Here is a 21,870-nt window from a genome sequence, read left to right as displayed (position 1 = left end):
TTCTAACTCGATATGATTTTGTTATAAATCGATAGCATAAGCTCTACATTTTTATTCCAATCATATAATTCACAAACTCTGAGCCTGCCTAATTTCCCCATTTTTTCTCTTAATGTTTCATTATCTATTATTTCTAAAATTGCTCTCGCTGCTGCTTCGCTATTTTTAGGAGGAACTACAATTCCTGTTTTCCGATGCTCCACTACCTCTGGAAGTCCTCCCACATCCGAAACGATTACCGGCATTTCCATAGCTGAAGCCTCTACAATAGCAACACCAAAGCTCTCACTATTCAATATAGATAATGCCACATAAACAGATATCATATTATGATACTTTGGCACTTCACTAAAGGGAATTTTACCCTTAAATATCACTTTATCTTGTATTTGCAATCTCTTTACTTGTTCTTTTAGAGAATTATCCAAACTTCCTTCACCCACGATGAGTAATTTAAGTGGTAAATGAGGCCGCTTCTCTAAAACTAGCGAAAAAGCATCTATCAGATATTCTATTCCGTACTTTTTCTCTAAAGATTTTATTGTACCTATCACAATATCATTTTGAGAAAATAGAGACGATGCTTTAGAAATAGAATAAGGACAAAACACATCTAAATCCACACCAAATGGTGTTACTTCTATAGATTTATTTGTATACTTCTGTGTTTCTTTTGCCATAACTTTTGAGGTAGATAAAATTTTATCCGCCTTTCTCAAATTATGTTTCAGAATTTTTTTATGAATAACCGATTTATTGGGAAAATCAAAAACATCACTACCCCATACTGAAATAATATAAGGATGAAAATTCGCCAAACTTCCTAATAAGCCATAACTGGTGGCATAATGAGCATGTAATATATCCGGTTTTTCTTTTTTTATTACTCTTTTTAATTTCGGAATAATTGTAATATACGATAGTTTATTAGCTATATTCCCCCTGCTTACTTTATAAGATGATGCATATATTCTTATATTGGTACCTTCATAATCCGATACTCGTAAAACTCCTATACTGAAAACAATAACATCTACTCCTTTACTATATAGAGATTTTGCCCATTTTATAGTGTGTACCGAATTACAATCTGACAACAATAATATTTTCATCCTTTTAAGTCTTTTTCTACTTGTCTTGCTCTGGCTTCCCAAGTATGATTTAATATTATTTTTTCAATATTCTCAATCTTCTTATTAATTTCATCTCTATTATTAGTAAGATATCTTAATAATTTTTCTAAATCCTCTTTGGTATAATTAATAACCCAACCAATATCATTACTCTCTACAAAATTACCCACTGCAGTTCCTTTTACTGCTATAATCGGCTTTCGATATGCCATATATTCAAACAGTTTTATTCCTATAGCAAAATCCCACAATCTATCTGGTTTTAAGAAATATACTGCAATATCTGATTTTTTATAAATAGATGACAATCCATCACCACTAACATGATTTATTTCATATTTTTTTTCATACTTAGAATATTTATAATAACAGCTATCCCATTCATTTTTTCTTGTACAAATATTTATTTTAAAATTCTGAAAATCTAATACTGTATCAAAAAATAAACTTAAATCATATACTTTTCCTATTCCTCCTACATATATAAAACTAATATTCTCAGAAAAACATCTTTGTGTATTTACAGTTAAGACTTTCGTGTCTACTGCAGGAGGTAGAGCAAGAACTTTCCCATCAAGCTCTATTGGAATATACTTATACATTTCTATAGATGGCAGATAGAAAACATCTAAAATTTTATTATAATGTAGTAAATCAAATTTATAAAAAAGAAAGGCAATTCTTTTTAGTAAAGAAGATTTATCATAATACTCATTAAAATTCCAATAGATATCTCTGTAAAAAAGTCCTATTTTAATACTGTTTTTTTTACAATAACTAAAAAAAGAAAAGTCTAAAAACGGAGCTATCGGTAAATGATGAGATTCTGTGAGAGCAGTAGGCATAGTAGAACTTTCACTATATAAAAAATCGTATTGGATACCTTGTTTTATATTCTTTTTTATTTCTTTTATTTGTTTTTTTCTTTCTCTTACAGTCCCCATCACTGCGTCTACTGTATAACCTATATTTCTAAATGCTTGTAACAGTTTCATAGGTCGGATTTGAGATCCCGACTTTTGCTCCTTATCAATAGAATTAGGTATATGGAATATCATCCTTTTTTCTTTCATTTTCAACACTTTTTATCTTTTCAAGCTTTTTCCAGATATATATACAAATGCAATCATAATAAATAGAATAAAGTATCCCACATTATATATATAATCATTAAATCCTCCTGTAATACTAGATTTATAACTAAAATATACTAACACTCCTAAAAACAAAGGAGTCTTTTTGCTTTTCAATAATTTTATATAAAGAAATTGAACAACTGCTCCTACATAAAGAGGCGATAGAAGAACTCCCGTCCAACCAAAATTAGCCCAAGCTTCTCCTACAAAAAGACTATTAACCACTCCAGCCCCTTCTAAATTACCATGTCTTATGTATGACATTACTATCCTTGCAGCACGATCCGAAACTTCATCTCCGGAAAGACTCGCAATAAAAGAAGACACTGAATTAAAACCTATAAAGTCATGTACCCTTGGAAATATATCAAACATTAAATATGTTCCTGCTGACTGAGTTAAGAATATCCTGCCTAAAATACCTGCATTATAGTTAGAGAATAAAGAATATATATCCCCTGACTGCATTACAAGAACATACATAAAAACAAGAATTATAAAAACCCCTGCTCCATAGATATACAACATCTTCTTTGACAAATCCCTGTCCACTAAAACTTTAAAAAAGACAAATCCTATAAGAAAATTAATTATTGGCGATTTCTCTAAATCGTAAGTAAGAATAAGAAAAGTAAAAATAAACATAATGTAAAACATATGTAAGTCTATTTTTTTCTTTGTACATCTATAATAAGCACAATATATAAAACATAAAAGAGGGGTCAAACTAATTGCAAAAATATTTCTAAAAATTTCATTCCCTTGAAATCTTCTTGAGGCTAATTCTCTATATACTGCCAGATCATAAGCAGAAGCACCCGAAAAAGCCTTTAATATAGGAATTTCTCTTAAATTAGCAAATGTATATAATACCGCGATGATAGATAATGAGGACAACAAAAATAGGGGATACTTTATATAAGAATCATATTTACTCACTAATGGAACAAGACTACTTTTCTGATATTTATCTAACAAATTTTTGGGATTAGCAGAGAGTATTTTATTCATTAAAATCATTCCTATAGGAAGAGCCATAGAAGTATACATAACGGCAATCCATCCGTTAAATCGTGTATCATCTCGAGTAATTCTTGATATTAAATAATGATTATCCCATTTATTTACTACCAATATTGCCGCAATAAAAGATTGCATTATTATATTGTAATAGAAAATCCAAGAAATCATATTTAATTTTGTTAAAGACAACGACCCCGAAGCCTTTTTGAACAAAAAATATGATAATATCAACACTAATATACTTATAAATAAATACATTATATATTCTTTTAAAATAATTTACCTTTGTTAGAAAGATTGTAAACCATATATAACAATATAAGATAGTTTAAGCTAAGCCCTATACTCATAGCATACAAAGATATCTCAAATGGATACTTTAAATAGCTACATGTAAAAATAGATAATAGTGCTATCAAGCATAAAGCTATCTGCCAAATCAATAATGCTTTTTCTTTTCCATATATATTCATAACATTACTAACGGTTACTACATTAAACCTAATAAAAAACATAGGTGTGACTATTTTAACATATGAGCCTGCTACCCTCCAACTTTCACCATATACTAAAGCAAATAAATCTTCTATAATCAGAAATATAATCAAAAATGTAGGTAAACTAATAATAAGTGTTTTCTTTAATGTCTTAATAAAAATAGATTTTGTCAGTCCTGTTTTTTGTTTCTCTTCTGCTGCATGCTGAAAGAAAACCTGAGCCATAGCTCCTCCCACTAAAGTAGCAGGCATACCTAAAACTCTATTAGACATAGAATAAAATCCTAGTGTTTTTGATGAATAATATGCAGAAACTAAAACATTATAAAACTGAAAACCCATATTATTTGCTAATGCCGACCACATAGAAAATTGTGGAAATCTTTTGTATTTATTTGCTACTGTCAGAATATGGTTTTTATTAATTTTAGATATTAAAACTTTATCCTTAGAAATATTTTTTACTAACTTTAGATTAGCTGAAAAACTAGAAATAATTTGCCCTATAACCAATCCTCCCGCACCTTTATAAAAAAATCCTCCTAAAATTTGAACAATAGACAGTACAATAGATCTAAGCACTGTAGCTTTAGCTAAATCTTCATAATATTTTTTTCGATTATTATAATAGTTTAAAAGACTAAATACTCCTAAAGTAAAAATAACTAAAGGTATAAAATAAAGCCATATCTCAATCTTTAAATTTCCCAATGCTGAAGCTAAAGTATGATGAAAGAGAACAACTATCAAAAATAAAACGAAAGATAAAAAGGCTGCTAATATAAATCCTAAAGCTAGTATATTTATAGCATCTTCCTCCTTTTCTGGAAGTATAATTGCTAACTCATATCGCCCACAGATCATAGAACTCAAAATGGTTGACACAGATATAAATAAAGCTAAAATACCAAAATCTTCTGGTGTATAAATTCTTGTTAGAATAGGACTTACCAAGATGGGTATCATCTGAGCTACAGTGGTACCAGTAATCAATGTTAAAACATTTCGAGAAAACTCTGATTTTAAGTTTTTCCTTATATCAATCATTATTTTTTCAACTGATAAATTCTCTCTATAATATCTACCACTTTCATCCCTTCCAGTGCATTTGTAGTAATCGTATTTCTGCCTTTCAGTACATCTACCACATTCTCTATGATATAATGATGATTGGCTGCAGAGCCTTTATAAGCACCGTAATCATTACCTGGATTAGTAGGAGCCAATTCCGGCATTTCATAATCTTTGATGTGGCAATACTCTACTTCATTCATATATTGCCCACCCACTTTTAAGGAGCCGTTTTCTGCAATTACGGTAATGCTGCTTTCCAAATTTTTGTTCCAAACAGAAGTGGAGTAATTAAGACACCCCATACCACCATTGATAAAATCAAATGATACAAATCCCGAATCTTCAAAGCCTGTCAACTTCTGATGATTAAAATCTTCAAATTTAGCTTGAATATTGGTAATATCTCCAAAATACCAATACATTAAATCAATGAAATGCGAAAACTGTGTGAATAATGTACCGCCATCTAATTCTTTGTCACCATGCCAAGAGTCCGGTTTATAATAGCGGTCATCACGATTCCAATAACAGTTAATCTGAACCATATAAATTTTCCCCAATTTACCGGATTCCAATAAATCTTTTAACCATACTGACGGAGGAGAATACCTGTTTTGCATTACGCAAAATACTTGTTTGTGTTTTCTCAATCCTCTAAATATTAGCTGCTCGGCATCATTCTTTGTCAGTGCCATAGGTTTTTCTATTACCAAATGCCTTCCTGAATCCAAGACTTTCATTCCTTGAGAAGCGTGAAAACCATTAGGCGTAGCAATATTAATGACATCTATTTCTAAATCCGAAGCAAGTAGTTCATCTAATGAATTAAAAAATTCAGCATCGTAATTTTCTATTCCCAATTGAGACTTTTCTTTTACATCTACTAATGCGACAAGTTCACTCTCTGCATTCCTGCTTATCATCTCCGCATGGCGTTTCCCGATATGGCCGCATCCCACCACTGCAAATTTTATTTTTCTATCCATCATTTTATAGTTTAGATACTTTATTATTTTCAAGTTTATATTTTTCTCCACTCTGTTCACAGACTGCAATCCCGGAGTCGTTAAATTCTAATCTGTGACCATACTCACTCATCCATCCTATTTGTCTTGCAGGATTACCTACAACCAACGCGTAAGCAGGTACTTCTTTAGTAACTACTGCACCTGCACCTATAAAGGCATATTCGCCGATATTATGCCCGCAAACTATAGTCGCATTAGCTCCTATGGACGCTCCTTTTCCTACATGCGTTTTCAGATATTCATTTTTCCTGTTTACAGCACTTCTCGGGTTTATAACATTAGTAAACACCATAGACGGCCCCAAAAACACATCATCATCACAAGTTACACCTTCGTATATAGACACATTATTTTGAACTTTTACATTTTTACCCAAAACTACTTTAGGCGAAACCACTACATTTTGTCCTATATTACAATTCTCACCTAATGTACATCCTGTCATAATATGTGAAAAATGCCATATTTTAGTACCTTTTCCTATATTGCAGCCTTCATCTACGACTGCCGTTTCATGTGAAAAATAATCTGACATCTTTATCTTATCTTAAAAAAATTATGAATTTCATTTATAATATAATCTGAAACTTCAGCATCAAATTCTGTATGTATAGGCAGTGAAAGGACTTCCTCGCAAAGACTTTCTGTAACTGGTAACAAAAATCCATTTTCTACATACTGCTGAAATGCCTCTTGCTTGTATAGTGGTAATGGATAATAAATCATACTCGGAATACCTTTCTCGCTCAGATATTGTTTGAGTTCCTCTCTTCTTCCGTTTTTAATTTTCAATGTATATTGATGAAATACATGAGAAGAATTACAAGCTCTATGAGGGATTTCTATGCCCTCAATATTCCCAAGGCCTTTATCATAATAATCTGCCATCTGATTCCTCGCAGCAGAATACTTATCTAAATATTTTAATTTTACTTTTAATATTGCGGCCTGAATAGTATCTAACCTAGAATTACAGCCCAGTACTTTATGATAATACTTTTTCTCTTGTCCATGGTTTGCTATCATTCTTATTTTTACTGCCAACTCATCATCATTTGTCATTAGAGCTCCTCCGTCTCCATAACAGCCTAAATTTTTAGATGGAAAAAAAGAAGTACAACTAATATGACCTATCGTTCCCGTTTTTTTCTTGGTCCCATCCGAAAATGTATAATCCGAACCTATCGCTTGGGCATTATCCTCCACTACATATAGATTACACTTTTCAGCAAGTACCATAATAGGCTCCATATCAGCGGATTGTCCATATAAGTGAACCGGAACAATAGCCTTAGTTTTTTCTGTAATAAACTTTTCTATTCCTTCCAACTCAATATTAAAAGTTTTAGGATTTACATCCACCATCACGGGCTTAAGTCCCAGCAAACCTATAACTTCTGCCGTAGCTACATAGGTAAACGCAGGGCAAATAACCTCATCACCGGGCTTTAATCCTAGTGCCATCATCGCGATTTGTAGTGCGTCTGTACCATTGGCACAAGGTATGACATGTTTTATATTTAAGTATTCTTGAAAATCTTGTTGAAATTCCTTTACTGCCGCTCCATTAATAAAAGAAGTCGTATCCAAGCATTTCTGAATACCGTCATTGACACTTTCTTTTATTTTATCGTATTGACCTTTTAGATCAACCATTTGTATATTTTTCATTTTCAAGGTTTTTTATATCAATTCACATATTGTTTTCCCTATTGACAGGCAGGAAGTCGCCGCCGGAGATGGTGCATTTCTTACATGAATTATATTTCCATCATTTACGATATCAAAGTCGTCTAACAAATTACCATTTCTATCACAAGCCTGAGCTCTTATTCCTGCACCTCCAGCCTCTAAATCAGACTCTTGAATCTCTGGCATTAATTTTTGTAACGCTTTAGTAAAAGCCGATTTTGATAGAGACCTATACATTTCCCCCAATCCTGTTTTTCCATACTTTGCTGCGATTTTTAGAAATCCTGGCCAAGTCAGAGTCTGCATCGTTTCACCAAGATTAAAATCAAAGAATGAATATCCTTCCCTCTTAAATGCTAATACGGCATTGGGTCCGGCTTCTATTCCCCCGTTTATCATCCTGGTAAAGTGTACGCCTAAGAACGGGAAATTAGGGTTCGGAACCGGATATATCAAGTTTCTTACTAAATGTTGTTTAGATTCTTTTATTTTATAATATTCCCCTCTAAACGGAATTATTTTGACATCATTTTTTTGACTGGTCATAGCCGTCAGCTTATCGGAATAAAGCCCTGCACAAGAAATGAGCTTTTTAGTCTCAAATGTTTGCTTAGAAGTTTCTACAGATATTGTCCCCTGATTTTGTTTTATATTAAGTACCTTTTGGTTAAACTCTATATTCCCCCCTAATTCTAAAAAAAGTTCTTTTATTTTTTCTGCAACAGCAGGATAATCTATGATTCCTGTTTGAGAGACTTTTATTGCTCTCACACCTTCACAGTGCGGTTCTATTTCTCTGAACTCATCTCTTGAAAGGTAGGTCAAATCCGTCAAACCATTTTGAATACCTCTGCTGTAAATATTATCCAATAAAGGAAGTTCTTCCTTGTTCGTAGCAACAATAATCTTACCGCATAAGTCATATCTTATGCCATATTCTTTTGCAAATTGAATAATTTCATTATAGCCATTAATACAATTCTTAGCTTTCAGGCTTCCTGATTTGTAGTAGATTCCGCTATGAATAACACCGCTATTATGTCCAGATTGGTGCTTGCTCACCCCAGATTCTTTTTCAAGAACAAGTACCCGAAAGTGTGGTTTTATCTTTAACAAATGATACGCAGAAGAGAGCCCTACCAACCCTGCTCCTACTATGACGCAATCGTATTTCATTTTTTATAGGCTATTATCACAATTTTTAAGCACTCCTTTCACATCATAGACTACGGCATTATCTTTCTTCAAAGAATCAATATCTAATTCTAAAAACTCTCTATGAGATACCCCTAAGACAATTGCGTCAAAACATTGTTGAGGAAGTTTGTCTGTACTTATAATACCATACTCGTGTTCTACCTCTTTAGGACAAGCCCAAGGGTCGTAAATGGTAACTTTTATTCCAAAATCTTCTAAAGCTGAGACGACATCTACTATCTTTGTATTACGAACATCCGGACAATTTTCTTTAAAAGTAACGCCCAGCATCAGCACTTCGGCTTTGTTTACAGGAATATCTTTTTTAATCATTGCCTTTACCACTTGCTCTGCCACATATTTCCCCATGGAGTCGTTAAGGCGTCTTCCCGCCAAAATAATCTCAGGATGATAGCCATACTCCTGTGCTTTTTGTGCTAAATAATATGGGTCTACACCGATGCAATGTCCACCTACTAAACCTGGCTTGAAGGGTAAAAAGTTCCATTTTGTCCCTGCGGCCTCCAGTACGGCGTGCGTATCAATATCCATCAAATTAAAAATTTTAGCCAGCTCGTTTACAAAAGCAATATTAATATCTCGTTGTGAATTTTCAATTACCTTTGCAGCTTCTGCTACCTTGATGGTTGGAGCTAAATGCGTGCCCGCAATAATCACCGAGCGGTACAAATCGTTAACCACCTGCCCAATTTCTGGCGTAGAACCAGAAGTTACCTTCAAAATCTTCTCCACAGTATGCTCTTTGTCCCCGGGATTGATGCGTTCTGGAGAATATCCGGCATAGAAATCTTCATTAAACTTCAAGCCCGAAATTTTTTCTACTACAGGAATACAATCTTCCTCCGTAGCTCCAGGGTATACGGTAGATTCATAAATCACGATGTTGCCTTTCTTCAATACCTTGCCCACTGTTTCGCTAGCTTTTACCAAAGGGGTCAGGATAGGACGATTATTTTTATCCACAGGCGTAGGCACTGTAATGATATAGATGTCAGCATCTTGAATATCCTCTAAATTTGCCGAGCAATATAGTCCTTTTGATGATTGAATAAATGGATTTTCCTTTACCAATGTCGATTGTAGCAACTCGTCCGAGACCTCCAAAGTATCATCGTGCCCATCATTGAGTTTTGCCACACGCTCTTGGTTAATATCAAAACCTACTACAGGATATTTAGTTGCAAATAATCGGGCTAAAGGCAACCCTACATAGCCTAAACCTATAATGGCAATTTTCATAGAAGATGAATTCATATTGGTAATTTTTTTATTATTATTTTTTCCTTTAATCTTCTTTACGATTTAATCAATATTTGTACATTAAAGAGGCTTAGACGGTTAATAATTTCATCAAAAGACTCTGTTGAACCTATATTTATTTATTTTTTAAATTAGCAACATACCACTCCACCGCCTCTTTCAATCCGGCTTTAAATTCGTGGGTAGGCCGGTAACCTAAATATTGTTTGGCTTTATCGATAGATGCCAGCGAGTGTGGGATATCACCTAAACGGTTCGGACCATTCAATATTTCTACATCCGAAATTTTATCATCATAGACAGATAGATATTCTCTTAACAAATACGCCATCTCTTTAATGGTGGTACGGTCGCCCACAGCGGTATTATAAACCGTATTGACAGCTCTCGGATTATCGGTGAGCATCGCTCTTTCGTTCATCTGGATTACATTATCAATATAAGTAAAATCACGAGAATAAGTCCCATCACCATTGATGGTTGGAGACTGGTAATTCATCAACTGAATTACAAATTTAGGGATTACTGCAGCATAGGCTCCCTTTGGGTCTTGCTTACGCCCAAAAACATTGAAATATCTTAAACCGATACATTCCAAGCCATAGGTCTTGCTGAATACATCAGCATATAATTCATTGACATATTTGGTAATAGCATATGGAGATAGCGGTTTCCCAATCACATCTTCCACCTTTGGTAAAGATTCGGAATCTCCATAAGTTGAGGAGCTTGCTGCATAGACAAAACGCTTGATTTTAGAATCTCTCGCCGCTACCAACATATTGAGGAAGCCCGAAACATTCACATCATTACTGGTAATAGGATCTTCAATAGAACGAGGCACAGAGCCAAGCGCCGCCTGATGGAGCACATAATCTTGACTTTCACAGGCTTTTCTACAAGTATCCAAATCACGAATATCACCTTCTATCAATCTAAAATTAGGATTTTCAAAAAAAGGTTCAATATTGTGGCGGTGTCCTGTGGAAAAATTATCCAAAACCGTTACGCTATGTCCTTGGTTGAGGAAATATTCTGTTAAATTAGAGCCTATAAAACCTGCTCCTCCTGTAATGAGAATATTTTTCATTTTAAAATCTATCTTTTAACTTTTGGATAAAACTTTTCTCTTTAGCACCATAGCCATAGCCATATTTATTGCCGTAGCCTAAGTTATGTTTTTCTACATCGTTAATAACAAAACCTACATTCTTAATCTTATTAGACACTATGTTTTGATTTGCGAAATCAATAAGATTCTTATCAGTATATCCAGAGCGTACAACGTAAACAAAAGCCTCTGCTAAATGAGCTATCAAAAGCGTGTCTGTAACAAGCATCAATGGTGCTGTATCTACTACGATGTAATCATACTTAGCTTTTAATTCCTCGAGAAGAACCTCATAGCGTCCATTGGTAAGAAGTTCCGTTGGATTTGGTGGAATCATTCCCGAATAGATAACATCTAAATACGGATTATAAGTGCTTTTATGAATAATACTTTCCAATTCCTTAGATTCATCATGTAAAAACTCTGTAAGACCTTCCAGACCTCTTCTCGAAGTATTATATCTTTGTAACTGAGGATTTCTGGTATCCGAACCTATAATAATAGTTTTTCTTTTAGGAGTGGCTAAAGTCAATGCTAAATTAACAGATGCAAAAGTTTTACCTTCACCTTTAATCGATGAAGTTACAAAAACTATTTTACCTGAATCTTTATGAGGCAGCATAAAATTGAGATTTGTAATCAATATTCTAAATGCTTCTGCAAGAGGAGAAACATCATTCAGTTTCACTGTATCCTCCTGCCCTTTATCTACTTTAGGAAGCTCCGCTAAAACTGAAGTTTGAGAAAGAGCCTCAATATCATGTTTAGTCTTAATTTTATTATAAAACAATTCTATAATATAGATCACGCCAAATGGTATTAACAGACCTAAAACCAATGCTGCCAACAACACAATATTTTTCTTCGGAGAAATAGGGGTTTTAGATGCAAAAGCATAATCTATTACCTTAGCTTTATCTCCTTTTGCGGCAAGCGATATAGCGGTTTCTTCTCTTTTTTGTAAAAGTAATAAGTATAATTGCTCTTTGATTTGTTGTTGGCGTTCGATATCTCTAAAAGTCTGTTCCAGGGAAGGTAATCTCGAAACATTGGAAGCTATATTGTTTTGCTCCAATTGCAGCTCGCTGCTTGATATTTCCAATCCTTTTTTCGTTTTCTCCAAACCCTGAAGAATAGACGACTTCAATCTGTCTAATTGCTTAGAAATTTCTATTACAGATGGATGATCCGGTGTTGCAGAAGCTAATAAACGGCTGCGTGTAAGGACCAACTCGTTATAAGATGCTATTCCGGCAGAAGCCGTAGGACTATCCAAACCTACTGCAGAAGGTAATACTTGATACGGAGATTGATTTCTTAGATAGCTGATCAAAGAGTTGGTAAGCTGCAGCTGGGCATTGATGTTTAATTGTTTGCTTTGGGCTTCGGCTTTTGTCGTTAAATCCAATTTTATCTGTGTAGGAATATCTGTAAGATTATTTTTTTCTTTAAACCTTTTCTTTTCATCTTCCACATTTCCTAACTCTTGAGAGATCACTTTCAGGCGGCTCTCTATAAATTTCATTGTTTCCTCCGATTGAGAATTCTTATCCTTCACCGCATCAGCATTATAGACTTTTACCAAATCATTAATGACGGTTTCCCCTTTATCTGTGTTGGGGGTTTTTATTGACAGGTTTATTACCGTAGCATTTTTATTTGCTAAATCTACACCAAGCGACCTCTGTAAAGCATCTACAGTAGAGGAAGTAGAGTATATCCCAAGCTGTAAATCCCCTAAATCTTCTTTATGCTTAGTATTATAATGAGGGTTTCTCCTAACCATAATGTCTGCATAGGGTAAACTAATTGTTTTATCATAGTTTGTTACAATTTTTTTTGGCAATTCCTCTGAGCTAAGGATAACTTTATCCCCTTTTAATTCTACATCCAATAGCTTTTCAGGAAATTCAGCATCTTCTTTTTCTCTAATAAAATTAACCAATATCGGAGAAGATTCTCCATATAGTTCGTTTGTTTTCAGAAGGCTATGAGAAAAAATTTTCACTTGGAAATTATTGGTTTCCACCACTTCCTTCATCAGTCTTTTGGACTTAAACATTTCCATTTCATTGTCGATTCCATTACTTCCCATATTCCCAAGACTGCTTAAATCTGCCAGCGAGGCTAAATCTCCTCCTATCCCTTTATTATTTTTGGAATCTTTAATTAAAACTGTAGACTGTACATTATATACATTAGTTGCTAATTTAACATACAAAAAACCACAAGATACTGCTATAAATACCGATAGTACAAACCATTTCCAATTTCTAACATATGGTCTAATGAGTTCATTAAGATTAATTTCTTTCTCTTCATTAGAGATCGTATTTTTATTTTCCATCTCCTTATTCTGTTATTTTCTAATTACCAATGCTAAAATCGTTACTACAACCGAAGCTATAGATATATAAATTCCCGTCTGAGGTCCAAACATAGAGGCAGTCTGCCTCGTTTTATTAGGAGAAACATAAACGACATCATTCTGTTTAAGATAATAATAAGGTGAATTTATAAAATCTGCATTTGTTAAATTTACATAGGCATTTTCTCTCTCTCCGTTATGCTCCCGAACGACCAAAATGTTATCGCGTTTTCCATAAATAGTCAAATCACCGGCTAAACCAAGTACATCCAGCAATCGAACTTTACCATCCGGAATAATATATTGTCCGGGCTTATTCACTTCCCCCAAGACCGTCACTCTGTAATTATTATATTTTATACTAACTGACGGATTGATGATATACTTTTTCAGCCTTACCTGTAAATCGCTTTTAAGCTCTTCTAATGTTTTCTCCTTAGTATCAATTTTTCCGAGTATAGGAAAATCTATATAATTCTCTTCATAAACTTTATAAGAATAACCATTATTCGGCACTTGTGCTCCATAAGTATTATTAGAAGCTCCCTGAGACAGAGATACAGTTTTATTGTTTGGCTCCATCCCTCTATTGAAAGGGGCTGCTACAGACATATCTTCTGCAGAAACTAATATTGATAATTCATCTCCCGCCTGTACAGTATTTTGGGTCATTCTTACAGAAGCATCATTGGCTAATTTTTCTATATTTTGCATATAAGCGATATCATTATTCACTTTACACGAAGTTAATAAAAAAACTGATGCTATAGCAAAAATCCATTTTTCAATTTCCATAATTTTATTTTATTGTAGCAAATATAATATTTTTATTTATCTAAAATTTCAAACTCTGAGTTATTGCTTTTGAACTCTTTAACTATTTTTTTTAACATTCTCACAACTTCTATTTTGCCCTCTGTTTCTGCTATATTTATAATTTCCTCTACAAATTTATTTATGTCCGTAAATCTCATCGATGGATCTTTAGAACGCATAATCTTCTCATGGTGAGTAGGTAATGTTTTAGTACCATCGCTCAAAAGCTCTTCATAGAGTTTTTCTCCCGGTCTTAATCCTGTAAAAACAATCTTTATGTCCTCGTCTGGAACCAACCCCGAAAGTTTTATCATTCTTTTGGCTAAATTAAGAATCTTAACCGGTTCTCCCATATCAAAAACATAAATTTCTCCCCCCTGCCCCATGGTTCCGGCTTGAAGCACCAACTCGCAAGCCTCTGGAATAGTCATAAAATAACGAACAATATCCGGATGCGTTATTGTTACTGGACCTCCTTTTTCTATTTGCTTTTTGAAATGAGGAATCACAGATCCATTAGACCCCAGTACATTCCCAAAACGAGTGGTTATAAATTTTGTCGTATTTCCATCTTTTTCTTGCAGTGCTTGAACAAACAATTCTGCCGTCCTTTTAGAAGCTCCCATTACATTTGTAGGATTTACAGCCTTATCAGTAGAAATCATTACAAATCTATTAACTTTATATTCACTGGAAAGTATGGCTAAATTTTTGGTTCCTTTTATGTTTACGCGAATTGCTTCATGTGGGTTTTCCTCCATAAGAGGAACATGCTTGTATGCCGCAGCGTGATAAACCATTGAAAACTCATTTTGCTCAAAGATAGTTCTTAACCGATCGTAATTAGAGATATCCCCCAATATAAATTCAAAGTTGATATCGGGAAAAGTTTCTTTCAATTCTAGCTCTATTTCGTATAATGGTGATTCAGACTGATCCAAAATAACCACTTTAGAGGGCTTAAAACAAGAAACTTGTCTCACTATTTCACTGCCTATAGACCCAGCTCCTCCTGTTATCAAAACAGATTTATGATGATGCCTCTCTTCTACTGCTTCATTTTTTATAACAATGGGCTTTCTATTCAATAAATCTTCTATCTGTAAATTTCTTATTCTTATATTTTCATTGCTCCCGTATTTTTCTACGGAAGAAGCTTTTAATACCAACAAACCTTTTTCCAAAAATAAATTCACCCATTCCGACAGTTCCTTTTTAGGAATTTTAGCACCGTCTAAAAGCACCCCATCTGCCTTCAAATAATCTTTATCATGATTTTCAAGCTGATGTTTGCTATATATCTTTTTTGACAATAGTTTTGCCCTCTTGGAATCTTTTCTCTGCGTGATAAATCCTACAATTTCATAAGGGTTGTGAGCATTCTCGCCAACCGCTGTGGCTAATGCTACCGCTTCCTGACCTATTCCTAAAATAAGAATACGCTTCTTCGCTGTATTTATTTCATTTTCTTTGGCGATATGATATACCTCTTTCACACAAATTCTAAATAAAGTAAGAACTGTAAAGGTAATAGCAAAATAAATAAAAAGTAAAGAAGGTAAAAATAATATTTCGTGATAATACACAAAAACAAAAATCTTCACAGCATACAATACTATGAATGCACAAAAATTGGATAAAAAAATCTTGAGTAAATCAACAAATGTAGAATGTCTTATAATACCTGCATAAGTTCTAAAGACAATCATAAAAAACACATTCACACCTACAATAAGAACACCTTTGTATAAATTTCCTAAATTAAGCACTGATTCCGGACTTAGTTTAGAAATAATGTATGATGACGACAATAATGAAACCAATAGCAAAACAGTATCTATTACTAATACTAATAAGCGTGGAATATAGCGTATATTAGAGATATTCATAGAATTATCTCCCTCGTATATGGTACTCTTAATATTGTGAAATAGTTTCACTTCAGATGTAATTTAATGCAAAGATACGAACGAACTAATTATCTAATTGATTAACCTGCAAATTCAATTCATACAGCTGTTCATCACTAATAGGAGACGGAGCATCTATCATCACATCTCTTCCACTGTTATTTTTAGGAAAAGCAATATAGTCTCTGATGACTTCATTACCATCCAAAATAGCCACCAATCTATCAAATCCAAAAGCAAGCCCTCCGTGAGGTGGTGCACCATATCTAAAAGCATTCATAAGGAAACCAAACTGTGCTTCTGCCTCTTCTTTGGTAAATCCTAACAAATCAAACATCTTGGATTGAAGCTCCTTATCAAAAATCCTTATAGAGCCTCCTCCTATTTCATTACCATTTAATACCAAATCGTAAGCATTGGCTCTTGCATCTCCAGGGTTCGTATCCAATAAGTGATAATCCTCCGGTTTAGGCGAAGTAAACGGATGGTGCATAGCGTGGTATCTCTGTGTCTCTTCGTCCCATTCCAATAGTGGGAAATCTACAACCCACAATGGCGCAAATTCATCTGGTTTTCTAAGCCCCAGACGATTGCCTAGCTCCATTCTAAGAGCAGAAAGCTGTGCTCTTACCTTTTGAATAGAGCCACTCATTAACAAAATCAAGTCTCCTTCTTTCGCAGAGAATGCCTCGGCTATAGCTTTGAGCTGTTCTCCATTGTAAAACTTATTCACAGAAGAAGTCAATGTACCATCATTTTGACATTTAATCCAAACCATTCCCGAAGCACCTATCTGCGGACGCTTCACCCAATCTATGAGCTCATCTATTTGTTTGCGGGTATAGTCTGCCTTGCCATCTACCTTTATCCCTACTACCAACTCGGCTTCGTCAAAAATCTTAAAGCCGCTGTTTTTAACCAAATGATTAACCTCTACGAACTCCATTCCGAAGCGGATATCCGGCTTGTCGTTACCATATTTTTTCATCGCTTCGGCAAAGGTCATTCTTGGGAATTTATCAAAAGTTTTTCCTGTTACCTCCTTTAAAAGATGAGCCGCCAAGCCTTCAAACACCTCCATTATATCCTCTTGTTCTACGAAAGCCATCTCACAATCTATTTGTGTAAATTCAGGCTGCCTATCTGCCCTCAAATCTTCATCTCTAAAACATTTTACGATTTGAAAATACTTATCCAGCCCCCCTACCATCAGTAGCTGCTTAAAAGTCTGAGGCGACTGTGGCAAAGCATAAAACTGCCCTGCATTCATACGGCTCGGCACTACAAAATCACGAGCCCCCTCCGGTGTTGATTTTATCAAAACCGGTGTCTCCACCTCTATAAAGCCTTGATTAGCAAGATAATTCCTCACCTCCTGAGCCATCTGACTACGGAAAATCAATTTATTTTTAACCGGATTTCTTCTTATATCTAAATAGCGGTATTTCATTCTAAGCTCTTCGCCGCCATCTGTTTCATCTTCTATTGTAAAAGGAGGAAGCTGTGCCTCATTCAGCACATTTATTTCATCTACCAAAACTTCTATCTCCCCTGTAGGAATTTTAGGATTTTTACTCGTACGCTCTACCACAGTTCCCTTTACCTGAATCACAAATTCTCTACCTAATTTTCTCGCTTGTTCCAAAACTTCTTTAGAACTCCTATCTTCATCTAATACCAACTGCGTAATGCCGTAGCGGTCTCTAATATCTACCCAGATTACAAATCCCTTATCCCTCACTGTCTGTACCCAACCGGAAAGAGTCACTTTTTCATTCAAATTGCTTATATTAAGCTCGCCATTAGTATGTGTTCGGAACATTTTATCTCTTTTTTTTATGTCTAAATTATAATGTAGGCAAATTTACAACATTTATAGAATATTCTCTTAATAATAAGTCTAAAAAATATGGTTCAAGACAATTTAAGAAAGTTATTTCATATCAATTCACATAGATAAAGATACAAATTTTTATTTCTATTATTACCTAAGTTCAAATATAACAGCGATAAATGAGATAGAAGTTTTATTACTATTAAGGGGATTCTGTTAAGGAAAAAATACAGAATCACTGGTACAAACCATGATAGATATGCTACTGCATTAAACTCCATTACCAGAGATAATGGTGTTAAATTTACCCAGCATCAAAAGAATACAAAAAAATTGCAGTTTGAATTTTATTTTGCACATCCATATAGTTTATAAAAAAGAGAATTGAATGAATACAGCAATAAATGAATCAGACAATACATTCCTGAATCATCAGAATTTAGCATTATTGATAATGAATATATCAAAGAAGTTTAATATAAAATAACTGAAGACCAAGAAAAAAAACTTAAATTTTAGAACTCCGAAAAGACCTCTTTTATCAATGCGTCACATTGGTTGGTTGAAGGAATCTATCTTATTTTATAAAATATTTTACCCATAATCGAGGGAAAAACTTCAGTATTCTCTCTTATTTTTTCAGCCTCAATATCGGAGTAAAATCTCTATATTTTGACTTGATTTTTTTAAAATGAACAATATATTTCTCATTGATTTAATTATAATTTACAAAGTTTTTCTTTAAAACATTTAAATCATCTTAATTTTTAATAAGGACTCAGAAAAAGAAAACAGATTTTGAACTTATTTTAAAATTGATTATAAGACATATTTTTTCATAATTTGATAATAACAGAAGACTATTCAAAAAAAACTACAAATACTTGAAAAATAAAAGTAAATTACCCATTATAAAACTCTTAATTTAAACAGTACCTATTTTCACAACATAATACACGGTTCTAATCTGAATACACAATAGATAATCATTGTTTTAAAAAATATGATACTTAAAAAAAAAGATTATTTTAATATATATATGAATAAGTATTATAGATATAATTATCGGAAATTTCTAAAAATTAAACTTCACAGAAAACATCACTTGTCTTGGTCGTATACCGATGATGGTACGCTCTATATGGTTGTCACTGCTGCTCACGCTTACAGTTTCGTAAGATTTTTTGTTAGCAATATTCAAGCATTCTATCCCGAAATCCATTTTTCTGGCAGACCAAGTGTATTGGTAAGAAAAATCATAAAAGGTATTTCGGAAACTGCTGTCGTATGTTTTGGTACGGCTGTCGTCTATACGAAAATGAAGCGTATGATTTTCAAATGGATAAAAATAAACATTCAGCTTTTGTTTCCAATCCGAGTAGCGAAAGACTTGATTGTTCTCCGTATTTTTATTTTTGTTCCAGCCTGTAGAAATATTGTAATCCATACTCATCCAAGAAAAATAGTTGTTATCAAACTTAAAGCCTAAACTCTTTGCATTATTTCTAATTAAAGATAAGTGTATTATTTAGCATTGAAATGCTTTCTGAATCAGAATTACCGAAATTAACAGAAATATTGCTTCGGAATTTTGGAAAGTATTTACCTACCTCTACGCTGCTGGACTGGGATTTTGCGGTATTGTCATAGGCAATCACATTAGAACTAAACAAAGAACCGTTCCGCGTAACGGCAGTGATAAGGTTCTTTTTGGAAAATCCAAATCTGTATCTAGCATTCATAAAGAGATTGTTCAGCGGATTTCTATACTCTATCCCTACGCCTATATTTTTGGAAAGGGTTTCGGGCATAATGTCACTCTGCGGCATTCGGTTTGCGAAGTAATTCGGAGTAGTCATCACCACGCCCTCGTAGATTGAGCCAAAACCGCCAAAACCATAATTCATTCCTCCGAACGCTCTCACTTTCCAAAACGAAGCAAAATCATAGTTTACAAAAAAAATCAGGCTCAAAAACAGTTTTATTGATTGTTCTGTTTTTGCCGCTTCTTAGCAACTTTTTATAATGAATGGTATAAAAATTAACGGGTAATGTGGCATAGAATGAGAATGCATTATTTTTATAATTCACCTCTACCTGGGTGGTCGTATTGGCGTCATTCCATTCCATATTATTTTGATAATCAACATCCAGAGGTGCTACAAAGTTTCCATTTATACCGTAAAGCTGAGATTGTAAATGATGGCGGTTGATATTCAGCCCTACTCCCGGCGAAAAAGTCCACCTGCCCAAGCTAAAAGACATAGAAGCGTGGTTCTCAAAATCAACATTTTTAATAGACAAATCTTGTTTTAGATCTTCGTAGTTTCCTGCCTGAGACAGCCTTTGAATGGAATAATTTGCAGGAAAGGCAATAAGGCTTTGGCGGTCGTTTTTCACATTGATATAAGAACGAACATTCAGTAATTTTTCTTTAATGGGAATAATGGCACTCAATGAGTTTTCGAAAGAGCTTGTAGGCAAGTGATTGGATTGATGAGACTCTCTGTCCCTCTGTGCTTCGTACTTCTGGGCAAATGCCCTGCTATCGTCCCAAAAGCTGTTCCAAGTGGTTACATTCTTAAAAAAACCTTTATCTGCATTTTTGGTAAAAACCACCTCTCCCCTGGCTCTATTATTGTAAAAATGATTTTTAATTCTTGAACTAAACCGATCATCCCCATAAACCAATTCACGATAATCCTCTCTTTCTATAGCATTATTGCTATAGCTTGCGTTGACTTTCGCTTCCCAATCTTTGTCCTTGAATGGGCTTGTAAGAAAATTGGCGGATAAATAGTGGACATTGTTCATCAAATATCTATTCTCCGGAATACTCGGCACTTGAGCTTTCTCCACCGAAATCCATTTTTCTTGCGATATATTCCGCCTCACACCTTCCCAGCGGTTTCCAAATGATAAAATATTTCCTTCCCTCTCTACGCTTTCACCTGTATTATTAGTTTTATAATTAACTACCCATTGGTTCTTTTGTCCAAAAAAACATCGGAGTAAGTTTCACATTCCACAGAAACGGCGAAAATCCTGCCGATACCTCTCCACGCCCTGTCATCGTTATTTTCCGTTTCAGTCTAATGTTGAGAGCGGCTTGTTCAGAAGGCACTTTATCTTTCAGTAATTTTATCGGCTGATGGTTTTCCATGACTTGCACATCTTTCACGGCATCTTTCGGCAGCGCGTTGTTTACAGTGCCATAGGCGCCTTCCATCAAGTCTTTTCCATTGACATTAAACTTGTTAATTGGCTTCCCTTGGTAGATTACAGTTCCATCACTCTGCACCTCCATACCGGGCATTTTTTTGAGGACATCAGCTAATGTACGGTTGCTTTTACTAGAAAAAGATTTCAAATCATAGGTAATGGTATCCCCTTTTTTGGTAATCAGTTTGTTTTTAAGGACAATTTCTTTTATCTCTGTAAAATTTAACTCCAAAGAAAAATTTAATGTTTGGGATTTGTTATCCACCGTTTGCACTTTTTCTTTGTGATTAAATGCTTTTACTCTCACACTAAGTTTAGAAGCATCTGAAGAAAAAGAGAGTTTATAAATTCCCTTTCCATCACTTATTGCGTATCCTTTTATTCCAGAAGTATTGGCATCTTCTACCATCACGGTAGCTCCGGAAAGCGCTTTTCCGTCTTTCTCTGTGATTTTGCCTATGATTACATTTTGAGCGAAGACATTGCTGAGCATGGATATCAACGCGAAAAGAAACAACCATTTTCTCATAAACTTAGATATTTATTAT

The 21,870-nt window shown here is 34.1% G+C and carries 18 protein-coding genes; all 18 read right to left on the bottom strand.

All coding sequences use genetic code 11. From position 1 onward, the window contains the following. Nucleotides 1-2: 2 nt before the first annotated feature. The 18 genes from BLS89_RS01395 to BLS89_RS10870 all read right to left on the bottom strand — a co-directional run bounded on the left by BLS89_RS01395 (nucleotide 3) and on the right by BLS89_RS10870 (nucleotide 21,851). Nucleotides 3-1,112: a glycosyltransferase gene (locus tag BLS89_RS01395; RefSeq protein WP_092735713.1), complete on the bottom strand. Its 1,110-nt coding sequence runs from the start codon at nucleotides 1,110-1,112 to the stop codon at nucleotides 3-5. Next, nucleotides 1,109-2,206 (bottom strand): glycosyltransferase, encoded by a 1,098-nt coding sequence (locus tag BLS89_RS01390; protein WP_143017703.1) that lies wholly within the window; start codon nucleotides 2,204-2,206, stop codon nucleotides 1,109-1,111. Before BLS89_RS01390 ends, BLS89_RS01395 begins: the two co-directional genes overlap by 4 nt. 12 nt (nucleotides 2,207-2,218) lie before the next feature. After that, nucleotides 2,219-3,460 carry an O-antigen polymerase gene (locus tag BLS89_RS01385; protein ID WP_176763207.1) on the bottom strand — a complete coding sequence of 414 codons (1,242 nt, stop codon included), beginning with the start codon at nucleotides 3,458-3,460 and terminating at the stop codon, nucleotides 2,219-2,221. 101 nt (nucleotides 3,461-3,561) lie between these two features. Next, nucleotides 3,562-4,836 carry an oligosaccharide flippase family protein gene (locus tag BLS89_RS01380; protein ID WP_092735710.1) on the bottom strand — a complete coding sequence of 425 codons (1,275 nt, stop codon included), beginning with the start codon at nucleotides 4,834-4,836 and terminating at the stop codon, nucleotides 3,562-3,564. Next, nucleotides 4,836-5,852 (bottom strand): Gfo/Idh/MocA family protein, encoded by a 1,017-nt coding sequence (locus BLS89_RS01375; protein WP_221403642.1) that lies wholly within the window; start codon nucleotides 5,850-5,852, stop codon nucleotides 4,836-4,838. The genes BLS89_RS01380 and BLS89_RS01375 overlap by 1 nt, the downstream gene beginning before the upstream one ends. Before the next feature lies 1 nt (nucleotide 5,853). After that, entirely contained in the window at nucleotides 5,854-6,426 is a 573-nt protein-coding gene (locus BLS89_RS01370; protein WP_092735709.1) for an acyltransferase, read from the bottom strand. Nucleotides 6,427-6,428: 2 nt separating this feature from the next. Continuing rightward, nucleotides 6,429-7,562 carry a DegT/DnrJ/EryC1/StrS family aminotransferase gene (locus BLS89_RS01365; protein ID WP_092735708.1) on the bottom strand — a complete coding sequence of 378 codons (1,134 nt, stop codon included), beginning with the start codon at nucleotides 7,560-7,562 and terminating at the stop codon, nucleotides 6,429-6,431. A 12-nt stretch (nucleotides 7,563-7,574) separates the two neighbouring features. Beyond that, a complete protein-coding gene (gene lhgO / locus BLS89_RS01360; protein ID WP_092735707.1) occupies nucleotides 7,575-8,759 on the bottom strand; it encodes an L-2-hydroxyglutarate oxidase in 1,185 nt (394 codons plus the stop codon). A gap of 3 nt (nucleotides 8,760-8,762) precedes the next feature. Continuing rightward, complete coding sequence (locus BLS89_RS01355) at nucleotides 8,763-10,055, bottom strand: nucleotide sugar dehydrogenase (RefSeq protein WP_176763206.1); 1,293 nt, start codon at nucleotides 10,053-10,055, stop codon at nucleotides 8,763-8,765. Between the two features lie 121 nt (nucleotides 10,056-10,176). Continuing rightward, on the bottom strand, nucleotides 10,177-11,151 hold the full coding sequence (locus tag BLS89_RS01350; protein WP_092735705.1) for an SDR family oxidoreductase: 975 nt from the start codon (nucleotides 11,149-11,151) through the stop codon (nucleotides 10,177-10,179). Between the two features lies 1 nt (nucleotide 11,152). Continuing rightward, complete coding sequence (locus BLS89_RS01345) at nucleotides 11,153-13,519, bottom strand: GumC family protein (RefSeq protein WP_092735704.1); 2,367 nt, start codon at nucleotides 13,517-13,519, stop codon at nucleotides 11,153-11,155. 12 nt (nucleotides 13,520-13,531) lie between these two features. After that, nucleotides 13,532-14,335 (bottom strand): polysaccharide biosynthesis/export family protein, encoded by an 804-nt coding sequence (locus BLS89_RS01340; protein ID WP_092735703.1) that lies wholly within the window; start codon nucleotides 14,333-14,335, stop codon nucleotides 13,532-13,534. A gap of 32 nt (nucleotides 14,336-14,367) precedes the next feature. Further along, complete coding sequence (locus BLS89_RS01335; protein WP_092735746.1) at nucleotides 14,368-16,245, bottom strand: polysaccharide biosynthesis protein; 1,878 nt, start codon at nucleotides 16,243-16,245, stop codon at nucleotides 14,368-14,370. Nucleotides 16,246-16,330: 85 nt separating this feature from the next. Continuing rightward, nucleotides 16,331-18,088: an aspartate--tRNA ligase gene (aspS, locus tag BLS89_RS01330; protein ID WP_092735702.1), complete on the bottom strand. Its 1,758-nt coding sequence runs from the start codon at nucleotides 18,086-18,088 to the stop codon at nucleotides 16,331-16,333. A 1,087-nt stretch (nucleotides 18,089-19,175) separates the two neighbouring features. After that, on the bottom strand, nucleotides 19,176-19,547 hold the full coding sequence (locus tag BLS89_RS10885) for a hypothetical protein (RefSeq protein ID WP_245688766.1): 372 nt from the start codon (nucleotides 19,545-19,547) through the stop codon (nucleotides 19,176-19,178). Between the two features lie 58 nt (nucleotides 19,548-19,605). Continuing rightward, nucleotides 19,606-20,073 carry a TonB-dependent receptor gene (locus BLS89_RS10880; RefSeq protein WP_245688764.1) on the bottom strand — a complete coding sequence of 156 codons (468 nt, stop codon included), beginning with the start codon at nucleotides 20,071-20,073 and terminating at the stop codon, nucleotides 19,606-19,608. Next, nucleotides 20,045-20,995 (bottom strand): hypothetical protein, encoded by a 951-nt coding sequence (locus BLS89_RS10875; RefSeq protein ID WP_245688762.1) that lies wholly within the window; start codon nucleotides 20,993-20,995, stop codon nucleotides 20,045-20,047. The genes BLS89_RS10880 and BLS89_RS10875 overlap by 29 nt, the downstream gene beginning before the upstream one ends. 76 nt (nucleotides 20,996-21,071) lie before the next feature. Continuing rightward, a complete protein-coding gene (locus BLS89_RS10870) occupies nucleotides 21,072-21,851 on the bottom strand; it encodes a carboxypeptidase-like regulatory domain-containing protein (protein WP_245688760.1) in 780 nt (259 codons plus the stop codon). Nucleotides 21,852-21,870 lie beyond the last annotated feature (19 nt).

The sequence above is a fragment of the Riemerella columbipharyngis genome, from assembly GCF_900101995.1.
In the GTDB taxonomy this organism is placed as follows: Bacteria; Bacteroidota; Bacteroidia; order Flavobacteriales; family Weeksellaceae; genus Riemerella; species Riemerella columbipharyngis.
Note: the sequence above shows the minus strand (reverse complement) of the source record. Positions and strands in the feature narration are given on the sequence as shown.